The sequence below is a fragment of the Marinobacter sp. bablab_jr003 genome, from assembly GCF_016464245.1.
GTDB lineage: Bacteria > Pseudomonadota > Gammaproteobacteria > Pseudomonadales > Oleiphilaceae > Marinobacter > Marinobacter vinifirmus.
Map to the genome: position 1 here is coordinate 1 of NZ_JADARC010000037.1, position 13,301 is coordinate 13,301.

General features: G+C 61.5%; 12 protein-coding genes. 8 read left to right on the plus strand and 4 right to left on the minus strand.

Annotated elements, in window-relative coordinates:
* Positions 1 to 197: 197 nt before the first annotated feature.
* Positions 198 to 2,033, minus strand: a complete 1,836-nt coding sequence (gene ilvD / locus H3Z84_RS02905; RefSeq protein WP_199456186.1) for a dihydroxy-acid dehydratase — start codon at positions 2,031 to 2,033, stop codon at positions 198 to 200.
* 159 nt (positions 2,034 to 2,192) lie between these two features.
* Here ilvD and H3Z84_RS02910 point away from each other — a divergent pair, with 159 nt between their 5' ends.
* Entirely contained in the window at positions 2,193 to 2,789 is a 597-nt protein-coding gene (locus tag H3Z84_RS02910) for an LON peptidase substrate-binding domain-containing protein (protein ID WP_081697559.1), read from the plus strand.
* Positions 2,790 to 2,795: 6 nt separating this feature from the next.
* Here H3Z84_RS02910 and H3Z84_RS02915 read toward each other — a convergent pair whose 3' ends face one another.
* From H3Z84_RS02915 to H3Z84_RS02925, 3 genes are read right to left on the minus strand one after another with little or no spacing between them, the layout of a single operon-like run.
* Complete coding sequence (locus H3Z84_RS02915; RefSeq protein WP_199456187.1) at positions 2,796 to 4,256, minus strand: bifunctional DedA family/phosphatase PAP2 family protein; 1,461 nt, start codon at positions 4,254 to 4,256, stop codon at positions 2,796 to 2,798.
* Complete coding sequence (locus tag H3Z84_RS02920; protein WP_199456188.1) at positions 4,253 to 5,251, minus strand: GGDEF domain-containing protein; 999 nt, start codon at positions 5,249 to 5,251, stop codon at positions 4,253 to 4,255. Before H3Z84_RS02920 ends, H3Z84_RS02915 begins: the two co-directional genes overlap by 4 nt.
* Positions 5,248 to 6,264, minus strand: coding sequence for a GGDEF domain-containing protein (locus H3Z84_RS02925; protein ID WP_199456189.1), 1,017 nt, complete (start codon positions 6,262 to 6,264; stop codon positions 5,248 to 5,250). The genes H3Z84_RS02920 and H3Z84_RS02925 overlap by 4 nt, the downstream gene beginning before the upstream one ends.
* Positions 6,265 to 6,409: 145 nt before the next feature.
* Between H3Z84_RS02925 and H3Z84_RS02930 the strand changes: the two genes are divergently transcribed.
* The 7 genes from H3Z84_RS02930 to H3Z84_RS02960 all read left to right on the plus strand — a co-directional run bounded on the left by H3Z84_RS02930 (position 6,410) and on the right by H3Z84_RS02960 (position 13,297).
* A complete protein-coding gene (locus tag H3Z84_RS02930) occupies positions 6,410 to 7,666 on the plus strand; it encodes a glutamate-5-semialdehyde dehydrogenase (RefSeq protein WP_199456190.1) in 1,257 nt (418 codons plus the stop codon).
* 4 nt (positions 7,667 to 7,670) lie between these two features.
* On the plus strand, positions 7,671 to 8,321 hold the full coding sequence (nadD, locus tag H3Z84_RS02935; RefSeq protein WP_199456191.1) for a nicotinate-nucleotide adenylyltransferase: 651 nt from the start codon (positions 7,671 to 7,673) through the stop codon (positions 8,319 to 8,321).
* 93 nt (positions 8,322 to 8,414) lie between these two features.
* Complete coding sequence (gene rsfS, locus H3Z84_RS02940) at positions 8,415 to 8,765, plus strand: ribosome silencing factor (protein WP_199456192.1); 351 nt, start codon at positions 8,415 to 8,417, stop codon at positions 8,763 to 8,765.
* A 2-nt stretch (positions 8,766 to 8,767) separates the two neighbouring features.
* On the plus strand, positions 8,768 to 9,238 hold the full coding sequence (gene rlmH, locus H3Z84_RS02945; protein WP_022988721.1) for a 23S rRNA (pseudouridine(1915)-N(3))-methyltransferase RlmH: 471 nt from the start codon (positions 8,768 to 8,770) through the stop codon (positions 9,236 to 9,238).
* Positions 9,239 to 9,246: 8 nt separating this feature from the next.
* Positions 9,247 to 11,142, plus strand: coding sequence for a penicillin-binding protein 2 (gene mrdA / locus H3Z84_RS02950; protein ID WP_199456193.1), 1,896 nt, complete (start codon positions 9,247 to 9,249; stop codon positions 11,140 to 11,142).
* Positions 11,142 to 12,284 (plus strand): rod shape-determining protein RodA, encoded by a 1,143-nt coding sequence (rodA, locus tag H3Z84_RS02955; RefSeq protein WP_199456194.1) that lies wholly within the window; start codon positions 11,142 to 11,144, stop codon positions 12,282 to 12,284. Before mrdA ends, rodA begins: the two co-directional genes overlap by 1 nt.
* Before the next feature lie 113 nt (positions 12,285 to 12,397).
* On the plus strand, positions 12,398 to 13,297 hold the full coding sequence (locus H3Z84_RS02960; protein ID WP_058340383.1) for a septal ring lytic transglycosylase RlpA family protein: 900 nt from the start codon (positions 12,398 to 12,400) through the stop codon (positions 13,295 to 13,297).
* Positions 13,298 to 13,301: the final 4 nt, after the last annotated feature.

Genomic DNA, 13,301 nt, shown 5'->3' on the forward strand with positions numbered 1-13,301 from the left:
GAATCCTTCCCAGAACAGGGCAAGAGGATTAGCATTCATAGGGACGGCGGTGAGTCGGTCAGGTTTGTTGTTTTGGCGAACTCAAAACTAACCGGTTTTACCGCCGTCTCCTACTTTTTCACGCTAACCCGCGATGAACCATAAAAAAGCCCGCAGGCCTGGCAGCTTGCGGGCTTTTTGTTTAAGGCCTGTTGGGATCAGTCCAGCTTGGACAGGTCCCGGACCGCGCCTTTATCTGCGCTGGTGGCCAGCAGGGCGTAGGCCTTCAGGGCCGCCGACACCTTTCGGGGACGGGAGTTTTCCGGTTTCCAGCCCTTGGCATCCCGCGCTTCGCGGCGCTTCTGCAGCTCGTCGTTGCTGACCTGCACATTGATGCTGCGGTTCGGGATGTCGATCAGGATGGTGTCGCCTTCCTCGATCAGGCCGATAGCGCCGCCGGCAGCCGCTTCCGGAGACGCATGGCCGATGGACAGGCCTGAAGTACCGCCAGAGAAGCGGCCGTCAGTCAGCAGGGCGCATTCCTTGCCCAGTCCCTTGGATTTCAGGTAACTGGTGGGGTAGAGCATTTCCTGCATGCCGGGGCCACCTTTCGGGCCTTCGTAGCGAATGATGACCACGTCGCCTGCCTTCACTTCGTCATTCAGGATACCGGCCACGGCCGTATCCTGGCTCTCGAAGACCTTGGCCTTGCCTTCGAATACGAAGATGCTTTCATCTACACCGGCGGTTTTTACCACGCAGCCGTCGACCGCGATGTTGCCGAACAGTACGGCCAGGCCGCCTTCGGACGAGTAGGCGTTTTCGACGGAACGGATACAGCCGTTCTCACGGTCACCGTCCAGGCTCGGCCAGCGGGTGCTCTGGCTGAATGCGGTCTGGGTGGGAATGCCGGCCGGGCCGGCCTTATAGAATTCCACCACTTCAGCGGTGGGGGAGCGCATGATGTCCCACACTTCCAGGGCTTCTTTCATGGTCTTGCTGTGTACGGTGGGCAGGTCGGTGTTAATCAGGCCGCCGCGCTCCAGTTCACCCAGAATGCCCATGATGCCGCCGGCGCGGTGCACATCTTCCATGTGGTACAGGGGCGAGTTCGGGGCCACCTTGCACAGCTGCGGTACCTTCCGGGACAACCGGTCGATATCGGCCAGGGTGAAGTCCACCTGGCCTTCCTGGGCTGCTGCCAGCAGGTGCAGGATGGTGTTGGTGGAGCCGCCCATGGCAATGTCCATGGTCATGGCGTTCTGGAAGGCTTCCAGTGACGCAATGCTGCGGGGCAGCACGCTGGCATCGTTATGCTCGTAGTAACGCTTCGCGTTTTCGACAATCTGACGGCCAGCCTTCAGGAACAGTTGTTCGCGGTCGGCGTGGGTAGCCAGCAGCGAACCGTTGCCAGGCAGTGCCAGGCCAATGGCTTCGGTCAGGCAGTTCATGGAGTTGGCGGTGAACATGCCGGAGCAGGAGCCACAGGTGGGGCATGCGCTGCGTTCGTATTCTTCCACCATCTCGTCGGTGGCGGTCGGATCAGCCGCGATCACCATGGCATCTACCAGGTCCAGCTTGTTCTCGGACAACTTGGTTTTACCGGCTTCCATGGGGCCACCGGAAACAAAGATTGTCGGAATGTTCAGGCGCAGGGCGGCCATCAGCATGCCCGGGGTGATCTTGTCGCAGTTGGAAATGCACACCAGGGCGTCCGCGCAGTGGGCGTTGGCCATGTACTCTACGGAGTCGGCAATGATCTCCCGGGAGGGCAGGGAATACAGCATGCCGTCGTGGCCCATGGCGATACCGTCGTCCACGGCGATGGTGTTGAATTCCTTCGCCACACCACCGGCGGCTTCGATTTCGCGACAGACCAGCTGGCCCAGGTCTTTCAGGTGCACGTGGCCGGGCACAAACTGGGTGAACGAGTTGGCAACGGCGATAATCGGTTTGCCGAAATCGTCATTTTTCATACCGGTGGCGCGCCAGAGCGCACGGGCTCCAGCCATGTTGCGGCCGGCGGTTGAGGTGTGGGAACGATACTGGGGCATGGCGTGCTGCTCTCTCCCTTAATTTTGAACGGACTAAGCGAAACCGAGAGGATAACAGATTCCGTGCCCCTCGCATGGCTGTTTTCCGGATCGGTGTTTACAATAAACCTTCAGCCCGCAGGCTGAATTCCATAAAATCAACCAAGAGCCATTCCCACAGTGACTGACTCACTTTCCAGCGTGCCGCTGTTTCCGCTCAATTCCATTATCCTGCCCAAGGGGCGTATTCCCCTGCAGCTGTTCGAGCCCCGCTACATAGATATGCTGACCCGCTGCCTGAAAGAGCAGCAGGGCTTTGTGGTAGTGCTTTTACAGGATGGCGACGAGGTTGGCCGCAAGGCCCTGTTCCACGATCAGGGCACCTATGTGCGGATTATCGACTTTCAGCAGCTGGAGAACGGCTTGCTGGGTATCACCGTTGAAGGCGACACCAAGGTGCGGGTAGTCCGCAACTGGCAGCAGGAAGACGGTTTGCACATGGGGGACGCCGAGCCGTTGGAGCCGGAGCAGCAGGTTGATATTCCGGACCGGCACTATGAATTGCCGGCGGTTCTGCAGGCCCTGTTCCGGCATCCGGTGGTGAAGGATCTGGGCATGGATGTCGATTTTGAGGATGCCCGTGAGGTGGGCTGGCGGCTTACCGAGCTGTTGCCCCTGGACAAGTCCGAGAAGCAGCAGCTGGCGGAGTGCCAGGATCCGGTCGAACGCCTGGACCGGTTGCAAGCCCTGCTGGACATCCTTGAACAAGGCTCCTGAAACCGGTCAGGGCGTCACAGGCTGCGGCGAGTAGGCCAGAACGGCACCGTCCCAATGGCTGGCCATGTAAACGGCGGTGAATGCCAACCACAGGCCCAGCGCTGCCCAGGTGAACGGATCCGGGCTCAGGGGCACGCGATCATATCGGCTGTAGCTGGCGCGGATAACCCCGGTAATGGCCAGCCCCAGGAACAACCCTCCCAGAACATCGGTAAACCAGTGCACCCCCAGATACAGCCGGCTCAGGGCTACCGGCAGCAATGGCAGTGACAGCAGCACGTAGCTTTGCCAGCGTTGCCGTTGCCGGCTTTCCGCCGCAATGAAGCTGGCGCACAGGGTTACCAGCACCGTGGCCCCGGCAGTGTGGCCGCTGGGAAAGGCCCCTGAAGATGGCGGGAGCATCACTGTATCGGGCCGTGGTATGCCGAAGCCGGCTTTCAGTAACCAGATGCTCCCGCTGGCCAGGATGGCGGCGGCTGCAACGTGGATAGCGGCGGCATAGTAGCCGCGAAATACCAGCACCAGAAACCCGAGCACGGCGGCGACAATCAGTACCGGTGGGTCTCCGGCCAGGGTAAAGGCAACCATCGGCAAATCCAGCAGCGGCTGGCGCAGCAGGGCAAACCAGGCCAGCACCTGTTGGTTCAGTTCATACAGTTTGCTGCTGACCGTCACCACCTGAGCCAGGATCAGGAACAGCGCCAGGGCTGTAACGGACATCATCAGGGACGGCAGCGGGAATTCGCCACGGCGGGCCGGCCGCTCGCTGGTGTACAGCCGCCAGAACCGGTGGGTTGCATCGTAGCGGGCCATGGTGGTTTCCAGCCACCGGTACGGGCGGCTGCCTTCTCCCAGGCCCAGTCGCATTTGCAGCAGGATCAGGTAAACCACCAGCAGTACCCCAAAGCTGACTCCGAGCACCAGGTAGAAGTGAGGTGGCGGCTTGATTTCGCTGGCCAGTGCCGTGCCTACGGTGAACCCGGGCAGGATATACACCAGTGCCCACCCCACGGCTGACAGCAGGTTAAAGGTAATGAAGGTGCGCCAGGGCATGTGCAGTGCGCCTGCCACCATGGGAATGATAGGGCGTATCGGGCCCACGAATCGCCCGATGATGACGCTCTTGCCGCCATGGGCCCGGAAGAAGGTTTCTCCCTTGGCAATCAGGCCGGGGTAACGGCTCAAAGGCCACACGGCGTCGAGTCGTCCTTTGAGTAGCCGGCCGATGGAGAAGCTCAGGACATCGCCGGCAACGGCGCCCAGGCCGGCCCAGATCAGGGCTTCGGACAGGGGAATGCCGGTTTTTCCGGCCAGGGCGGCAAAGGCAAACAACATAGCCACGCCAGGCACGATGATGCCGGCGATAGCCAGGGATTCAATCAGCGCCGTGGCAAACAGGGCGAACACCAGCCAGCCCGGGTTGCCAGCTACCCAGGTGGTCAGCTCAGCGAACCAGCTCCCGGTCATGCCCGGACCGGCTCTCCCGGGGTGAACCAGGCGGAATCAGCCCCGTGTTTCCTGGCTTCCAGCATGGCACTGGTTGCCCGCTGGCGAAGCAGCTCGGTGCTGGTATCGCCATTGCCCCGTGTAGTACAGCCAAGGCTTACGGACACCTTGCCGGTTTCCGGCCAGTCCCGTTCGGCGATGGTGCGGCGGATGCGTTCGGCAATCACTCGCAGGCCCTCTTCCGGGGTGAATGGCAGGATCAGGAAAAACTCCGAATCCTGCAGGCTGTAGAGGGAGTCTCCGGCGCGGATGGTTTCGAACAGTTGCCGGGTAATCTGGCTCAGCAGGCGGTTCAGACCGCCCTTGCCGTGCAGGTCGCGGATCTGGTCGTGGTAGTCCAGGCTCAGGCTGATGACCGACAGCGGGTGGCCGGTGGCAATGGCCCGGCTGATTTCCTTCTGCAGGGTTTCATCCAGGAAACGGGCATTGTGGGCGCCGGTGATCGGATCGGTAATGGCCAGGTCCTGGGCGGACTGGGTCATGTGGTCGTAGTGCCAGACATATAGCGCGGTGACGGAGGCCAGTAACAGCAGCCCCGCACTGGTGATGACGGCATCGGTAACAGGGTTGTCGAGCCAGGTCACGGCAATCACCGGTAGCAGCAACAGGGCGCACAGCGCCAGACCCTGCCGAAGGGGCAGGATCAGCAGGTTAAGCACCAGCAGGGGCATGGCCCAGTGGCTGATACCGGGCGCGTTCATGGTCAGAACGGCCGCCACCAGGCCACTGTTCAGGCCGGCCAGGATGATCAGGTGGCCCGGCGCCGAAAGCTGGTGGCGACGGCAGAAGTAGGTATACACCAGCCCTGCCAGCAGCAGGGCGGTCATTGCCAGGGCCAGGTAAAACAGCTGGTAGAAGCCGTAGCGCAGGTTCTGCAGCGCCAGGACAGAAATAACCAGGGCCGTCAGGCTGTAGGCGGCGCTGTGGCTCCAGGTGCGCAGGCGGGTTTCGGTCATTGAGCGCTGGCCTCCGGATCCTGTTTGCCCGGAAGGTCCGACGGCAGCGGGTTGCTGAAGGTCTGGGTGCGATTGCCACCCTGTTGCTGGGCCCGGCGCAGGGCATTGGCCACGCTTTGCTGCAGGCTGTCGGCATCATCGCCAATGTTCAGGCCGGCGACGCCGGTGCTGATGGTGAGTTTCAGGCCGTGAGACTCCATCAATTTATCAAGTCCCTGGCGGATGAGGTCTGCCGTCTTTGCGGTTTCGGCGGTATTGGCGCCCGGCAGAATCGCCAGGAATTGCAGGTCAGCCACCCGGTAATAGGTATCGAAGTCCCGTAACTGGGAATGCAGGTAACGGCCGATTCTGGGCAGGATGGCGCGGATGTCTTCGTCCGGGTCGCTGTCACTCAGATGGGTGTCGAGGCCGATCATCATCACCGACAGGTTGGTGCCCTCCCGTTCGCTGCGCTGGATTTCCTTGTGCAGGTCCGCCGACAGGTACTCCCGGCTGGCGGCCTGGGTGAGCTCGTCGGTGCGGCGCAGTGGTGCCAGCTGGCGGGACTTGTATTCCCGCAGGAACACCAGGATGCCGGCCAACAGCGTGGTCAGTACAAACGCGCTGACCATCTGGTGCCGGTCTGGCAGGTTGACCAGCCATTGGGCGCTGGACAGTACGAGGACCAGCAGAACTAGGGTCACCGGTGCCGCGAGGTAAACCGGGAGCAGGGCGAAGGTGGCCAGCGGCAGGGCATAGAGCCAGTGGCTTAGCGACCACGGCCCCAGCCACAGGGCGGCAACAAGCGCCAGGGCCAGGGCGCCGAGGAAAAAATACCTCAGTTGTGGCCATGGCAGTTTGCCCTGTTGATTGTTCAGGGGGCTGCCTGCCAGGCACAACCCGGCCGCAGCCGCCGCAGAAGCCGCCGCAAGGGGTTCGCCAAGCAGCACGCTCAGGGCGCTGGTTAGCGCCAGGGCGGCACAACCGGCTTTGGTGAGGGTGCTGGGCAGGAATTTTTCGGCCGACTGGGGCATGGAACCTCTGTCCTTCGCTGGCACATCCATTGAATATTGAAAGCAGTGCAGCGGTATAATAGTCGTTTGGGGTGCGGACTTGAAACGGGAAAGGTAAAGTAACTGCCCGGTTTTGGAATCAGCTAGCAGAATAAAAGGTATATCGATGGATGTTGCAGCCTATATGGCGGAGCTTGGCCAACAGGCCAGGGTCGCCTCAAGAGAAGTCGCCCGTTCGGCAACCGCCGTGCGCAACCAGGCCCTGCTGGCAACAGCGGAAGCACTGGATGCGGCGCGCCAGGCACTGGCAGAGGCTAACCGGAAAGACCTGGAAAACGGCCGGGCCAATGGCCTGGACGAGGCCATGCTGGACCGCCTTGAGCTGACGCCGGCCCGTATCGACACCATGATTGAAGGCCTGCGCCAGGTAGCAACCCTGCCGGACCCGGTGGGCGAAATCACCGATATGACCTATCGCCCCTCCGGTATCCAGGTGGGCAAGATGCGCGTTCCGCTGGGCGTTATCGGCATCATCTACGAATCCCGGCCGAATGTGACGGTCGAGGCGGCCAGCCTTTGCCTGAAGTCCGGCAATGCCACCATTCTGCGCGGTGGCTCCGAGGCCATCCATTCCAACCAGGCGATCGCCGAATGCCTGGCCACCGGCCTGGCGGCCGCCGGGCTGCCGGAAACCGCAGTGCAGGTGGTGAAAACCACCGACCGCGCCGCGGTGGGCGAGCTGATCACCATGCCCCAGTACGTGGATGTGATTGTGCCCCGGGGTGGCAAGGGCCTGATCGAGCGCATCAGCCGCGATGCGCGGGTGCCGGTGATCAAGCACCTGGACGGCGTGTGCCATGTTTATATCGACAGCCATGCTGATCCTGAAAAGGCCTTGAAGGTCGCGGTTAACGCCAAGACCCACCGTTACGGCACCTGCAACACCATGGAAACCCTGTTGGTGGACCAGGAAGTGGCAGACGATATGCTGCCCCTGCTGGCGGCCGAATTTGCCGCAAAGGGTGTGGAGTTGCGGGGTTGTGAGCGTACCTGTGCGATTCTTGAAGGCATCAGTGCCGCCACCGAGGACGACTGGCACGAAGAGTACCTGGCGCCGATTCTCGCGGTGCGTGTGGTCGACGGCCTGGATGGCGCCATCGAGCACATCAACCGGTACAGCTCCCAGCATACCGACAGCATCATCACCGAGAACTACACCCGGGCCCGCCGGTTCCTGACCGAGGTGGATTCCAGTTCGGTGATGGTCAACGCCTCCACCCGCTTTGCGGACGGTTTCGAATATGGCCTGGGGGCTGAAATCGGCATTTCCACCGACAAGATCCACGCCCGTGGCCCGGTTGGCCTGGAAGGCCTGACTTCCCAGAAATATGTGGTATTCGGCGACGGCCACATCCGGGCCTGATGCCATGCATGTAATCTACGGTGGCACCTTTGACCCCATCCATCACGGACACCTCCGGCTGGCGCTGGAGGTATCCGACGCCCTGGCGGTGGATCGGGTTCACCTGGTGCCCTGTCATATTCCTCCCCATCGGGGCGACACGGGAGCGACCTCTGCCCAGCGGCTCGAGCTGATCCGCCTGGCCATCGCCGGCGAAGAACGCCTGCGGGTGGATGACCGTGAACTTCAGCGGGCCGGTGCCTCCTACACCGCAGACACTTTGCGCCAGCTCCGGCAGGAACTGGGTGCGGAGACGCCCCTGGTGATGGTCGTGGGTACTGATTCCTTTGCCGGTTTTGACCGCTGGCAGGACTGGCAGCAGATTCCTGAACTGGCGCACATTGTGGTGGTCCGCCGGCCCGGGGCTGAGCTGCCTGAAAACAGTGGTGCGGCACACTTGCTTGCAGGCCGGCGCGCTGCCGGTGCGGCCAGTTTGCGGGAGAGCCCCGCTGGCCGGGTACTGGAGCTGGATCCGCCGCTGCTGGACATCTCGGCAACCGGCATTCGGGAGCGCATTGCAGCCGGCCGTTCGCCCAGATACCTGATGCCCGATGCCGTGTGGCAGAGAGTGCAGGCACTGGGCCTTTATGGTTCCGGCAGCGCCAACGGTTTTTAGGAGTTATCCACAGCTGGCTTTGATGCTACAATCGCGGCTGAATATCACTTATCGGGTGGCCACTCCGGCCAGAGCCCGGAAAACAGGGTAATTATGCAGGCAGAACAACTGAAAGATCTGGTCGTAAACGCTCTTGAAGAGGTCAAGGCACAGGATATCAGCGTGATTGATGTCCGTGATCGCACCAGCGTGACCGACTTTATGGTTCTCGCATCGGGTACTTCCAACCGTCACATCAAATCCCTTGCCGATTCCGTGGTTGTCGAAGCCAAGGAACAGGGTGTGCGCGCCAACAATGTTGAAGGCGGCGCCGGTAGTGACTGGATTCTGGTAGATCTGGGCGATGTGGTGGTTCACGTGATGATGCCTGCTACCCGCGAATTCTACGATCTGGAGCGCTTCTGGCGTGATGCTCCGGACCTTGGTGCAGCGGGCAGCGAGTAACCATGCGCCTGCGTCTGATCTGTGTCGGGCAGAAAATGCCCGACTGGGTCAGTGCGGGGTACAACGACTACGCCCGCCGGATGCCTCCGGAGTTGCCCCTCGAACTGACTGAAATCCCCATGGCCCATCGCGGCAAGAATCCGGATATTCCCCGGTTGATGCAGCGTGAAAGCGACGCCATCTTGTCGGCAGTGGGTCAGCGTGACCGCGTGATTGCGCTGGAAGTGGGTGGCCGGCCCTGGTCCACCGAGAAACTGGCAAGCCAGCTGGAAAACTGGCAGCAGGATGGCCAGGATGTCTGCTTTCTGGTGGGCGGCCCCGATGGCCTGGCCGATGCCTGTCGCAACCGTGCCGACCAGCAATGGTCACTTTCCCCCCTTACCCTGCCGCACCCGCTGGTGCGTATCGTCCTGGCCGAACAACTGTACCGGGCCTGGTCCATCACCCGTAACCACCCCTACCACCGGGCATAGGGCTGCCAATGGCCTGGGGCGAATTCAAGGACACCGTAGCAGAGCGCCGACTGTTCCAGCGCCGGGCACTGGTTATGCTGGTGCTGGTTATGCTTGCGCTGGGTGGTTTGCTGGCGCGGATGTACCAGTTACAGATCGTCGAGCATGAAATCTATACCACGCTGTCTGACAAAAACCGGGTGCAGGTGCAGTCGGTCCCGCCCCCCAGAGGGCTGGTTTACGACCGCAATAACCTGCTGCTGGCGGAAAACCGGCCGGTGTTCAGCCTCACCCTGGTGCCCGAGCGGATTGGCAGCATGGATGAAACCCTGGCCCGGCTGACGGAAATCCTGAGTATTTCCGATGAAGACATTGAACGCTTCCAGCGCCGGCTGAATGAACCGCGCCGCCCGTTCCAGGAAATTCCCCTGAGTTACGACCTGAACGAAGAGGAAATCGCCCGGATGGCGGTACACCGGCACCGGTTTCCCGGTGTCGAGGTCAAGGCCGAACTGGTTCGCTATTACCCGCACAGTGAGTTGACCGCCCATGCCCTGGGCTATGTCGGCCGTATCAACCGGAATGAACTGCAGCGCATTGATCCGGTGAATTACGCCGGCACCAACTACATCGGCAAATCCGGTGTGGAGCGATTCTACGAAAAAGTGTTGCACGGGAAGGTGGGGTACCAGCACGTAGAAACCAATGCCCGGGGGCGGATACTCCGGGTGCTGGAACGGGAAAACCCGGTGCCCGGAGAAGACCTGCAGTTGCACCTGGATCTGCGCCTGCAACGCAAGGCCCACGAATTGCTGGAAGGCCGGCGCGGCGCCATCATTGCGATCGAGCCCGCCACCGGCGGCATCCTGGCCCTGGCCAGCGTGCCCGGCTTCGATGCCAACAAGTTTGTGACCGGTATCAGTGTTAAAGACTACCGGGATCTGAGTGAAAGCATCGACAAGCCCCTGTTCAACCGGGCCCTGCGTGGCCAGTATCCTCCCGGCTCCACCATCAAACCCATGATGGCCGTGGCTGCCCTGGACAGTGGCGTAACCACCCGCGAGCGAACCATCTGGGACCCGGGTTATTTCCAGCTCAAGGAAAGCGGTCGACGCTACCGGGACTGGAAGCGAACCGGGCATGGCTGGGTAGACCTGATGGATTCCGTGGCGGAGTCCTGCGATGTGTATTTTTATCAGATCGGCGTCGAAATGGGTGTCGACGTGATGTACGACTATCTGTCCCGCTTCGGGTTTGGTGAAGACGCCACCCTCGACGTCGCCGGTGCCCTCAGTGGTCTGCTGCCGTCCCGGGACTGGAAGCGGGCGGTCCGCAGTGAACCCTGGTATCCGGGGGATTCCGTCAATATGAGTATCGGCCAGGGCTTTTTCCTGGCTACACCCCTGCAGCTGGCGACTGCCACGGCCCTGATTGCCAATCGGGGTGAGTGGGTGGAACCGCGCCTGCTGAAAGATATCCGTGGTGACCGCCCGGTGGAAGAGTTCCTGCCGGCATCCACCCATAAGCCCCTGGATCTCAAGAATCCTGACGATTGGGAATACGTGGTGGATACCATGGAAGAGGTTATGCACGGAACCCGCGGCACGGCTCGTGGTGCCGCAGCGGGTGCCAGTTACCGTATGGCCGGTAAAACCGGTACTGCCCAGGTGTTCAGCCTGGGTGAAGATGAAGAATACGATGCCGAGGAGATCCGCGAGCGCCTGCGGGATCACGCGCTGTTTGTCGGCTTTGCCCCCACAGACGATCCGAAAATCGCCGTTGCCATCATTGTCGAGAATGGCGGTGGCGGCAGTAGTGTCGCGGCACCGGTTGCCCGCGGGCTGTTTGATGCGTGGCTGGAGGAATTCCCTACGGCAGAGGCGGCCCAGGTGGTGGGCCAGGCTGAAACCGGAGGTGAGGGCTGATGGCACTCGGAAAGCTGTTGAACAGCCAGGAATCGGGCGCTCTGGGCCGGCCCAGAAGCATCTGGTCAACGTTACACCTGGATCCAATCTTGCTGGCGTTATTGTTGCTGCTGGTGGGTGGAGGCCTGTTTGTGTTGTACAGCGGTGCAGACCGGAACTTTGCCGTGGTTGAGGGCCAGATGATCCGGTTGGGCGTGGCCTTTTTAGTGATGTTTGTGTTTGCCCAGCTGGACCCTGCAATATTCCGGCGCTGGGCACCCTGGTTGTACCTGGCTGGCCTGGCCGGGTTGGTGGCGGTGTTGCTGGTGGGTGTTGGCGCCAAGGGTGCCCAGCGCTGGCTGGCGCTACCCGGGCTGCCCCGGTTCCAGCCTTCGGAGCTGATGAAACTGGTGGTGCCGATGATGGCGGCCTGGTATTTGTCCCGCTATTACCTGCCACCCACGTTTTCGCGGATTGTGGTTGGCCTGGTGATTGTTCTGTTGCCCATGTTCCTGATCATCCAGCAGCCTGACCTGGGTACTTCGCTGCTGGTGGGCATGGCGGGTATCTTTGTGGTGTTCTTTGCCGGCATCAGCTGGAAGCTCATCACGGCCTTTTTCGGCATGGTGGCGGTTTCCGCGCCGTTGATGTGGTTCTACGTGATGCGGGACTATCAGAAGCAACGGGTGCTGACCCTGCTTGACCCGCAAAGTGATCCCCTGGGGGCGGGGTGGAACATTATCCAGTCGAAAACCGCCATCGGCTCCGGCGGGATGGATGGCAAGGGCTGGCTCCAGGGCACCCAGTCGCACCTGGAATTCCTCCCGGAAAGCCATACCGACTTTATTGTGGCGGTGCTTGCCGAGGAATTCGGCTTTGTCGGCATGATGCTGCTGATGGCGGTGTATTTCCTGATTATCCTGCGGTGTCTCTACATTTCCGTAACCGCCCAGGATTCCTTCAGCCGTTTGCTGGCGGGTGCCCTGACCATGACTTTCTTCATCTACATCTTTGTGAACGTGGGAATGGTCAGCGGGCTGCTGCCAGTGGTTGGTGTGCCGCTGCCCCTGATCAGTTACGGGGGCACGTCCGGGGTCACCCTGATGGCGGCCTTCGGGGTGCTGATGTCGATTCACACCCACCGCCGGATGATCTCGGCGTAGCCTGGCTGGCAATAATGGCCGGCCGGTAATGGTGAATCACGCCTGGAACCCGTTACAATGTTGCCGGTCAGTAATGACTGACCAACCGAGACAATACAGGGGTAGGCGCTGATATGCTGCAGGTTCCGAAACATTGGCTGCCGGGGTTGATCACACTGGTTCTGGTGTCTGGCTGTGCCAGCACTCCGGCTCCGGAAACCGATCATTCCTCGCGCTATACCATAAAGCAGGATCGTGGCCCCTCCGGTGACTACGATATCAGCGGCCTGACCGACGCGGTGCCGCGTTACGAGGAGCCTCGCCGGGCCGGTAACAAATCCCCGTACACCGTGTGGGGCAAGAGTTACCGGGTGATCGACAGCAATGACGGTTATGTGGCCCGGGGTACAGCCAGCTGGTATGGTGAGAAATTCCACGGCCACAAAACGTCCAATGGCGAGACCTTCGACATGTACGCCATGTCGGCCGCCCACAAGTCTCTGCGCATACCGGGATATGCCCGGGTGACCAACCTGGACAATGGCCGGTCGGTGATTGTCCGGGTGAACGATCGTGGCCCGTTTCACGGCGACCGCCTGATTGATCTGTCCTATGCGGCAGCCAAGAAGCTGGATTATCACGCTCGCGGCACAGCCCGGGTGGAGGTGGCCGCTATCACGGTTCGTCCGGATGGCGCCATGTTCCTGGCGGGCGAGCCGTTTGAGCCCACCGGCAAGGTCCAGGCACCGGTGCAGGTAGCCTCAGAACCTGCCTCTGCGCCGGCAGCATCGGGACAGGCGTTGTTTGTGCAGCTGGGTGCCTTCAGCAGTCGGGACCCGGCCGAAGCCCTGCTGGCCAGGGCCCGGGAAGCAACGGAGACTCCGGCACGATTGCGTGAAGTGAGCACCGGCTCGGGACGTTTCCACCGTGTACAGGTGGGCCCGTTCCCGAATGAAGACGAAGCCCGCTATGCCCGGAACCTGCTGGAATCCCGGGGTTTCGGCCAGCCCATAGTCCTGACGGATTCGCACTGAGTTG

What these genes read in the sequence shown, in the direction of transcription:
- ilvD (WP_199456186.1), bottom strand. Translation starts at nt 2,033, where the DNA reads ATGCCCCAGTATCGTTCCCACACCTCAACCGCCGGCCGCAACATGGCT.
- H3Z84_RS02915 (WP_199456187.1), bottom strand. Translation starts at nt 4,256, where the DNA reads ATGACCGGGAGCTGGTTCGCTGAGCTGACCACCTGGGTAGCTGGCAAC.
- H3Z84_RS02920 (WP_199456188.1), bottom strand. Translation starts at nt 5,251, where the DNA reads ATGACCGAAACCCGCCTGCGCACCTGGAGCCACAGCGCCGCCTACAGC.
- H3Z84_RS02925 (WP_199456189.1), bottom strand. Translation starts at nt 6,264, where the DNA reads ATGCCCCAGTCGGCCGAAAAATTCCTGCCCAGCACCCTCACCAAAGCC.
- H3Z84_RS02930 (WP_199456190.1), top strand. Translation starts at nt 6,410, where the DNA reads ATGGATGTTGCAGCCTATATGGCGGAGCTTGGCCAACAGGCCAGGGTC.
- nadD (WP_199456191.1), top strand. Translation starts at nt 7,671, where the DNA reads ATGCATGTAATCTACGGTGGCACCTTTGACCCCATCCATCACGGACAC.
- rsfS (WP_199456192.1), top strand. Translation starts at nt 8,415, where the DNA reads ATGCAGGCAGAACAACTGAAAGATCTGGTCGTAAACGCTCTTGAAGAG.
- rlmH (WP_022988721.1), top strand. Translation starts at nt 8,768, where the DNA reads ATGCGCCTGCGTCTGATCTGTGTCGGGCAGAAAATGCCCGACTGGGTC.
- mrdA (WP_199456193.1), top strand. Translation starts at nt 9,247, where the DNA reads ATGGCCTGGGGCGAATTCAAGGACACCGTAGCAGAGCGCCGACTGTTC.
- rodA (WP_199456194.1), top strand. Translation starts at nt 11,142, where the DNA reads ATGGCACTCGGAAAGCTGTTGAACAGCCAGGAATCGGGCGCTCTGGGC.
- H3Z84_RS02960 (WP_058340383.1), top strand. Translation starts at nt 12,398, where the DNA reads ATGCTGCAGGTTCCGAAACATTGGCTGCCGGGGTTGATCACACTGGTT.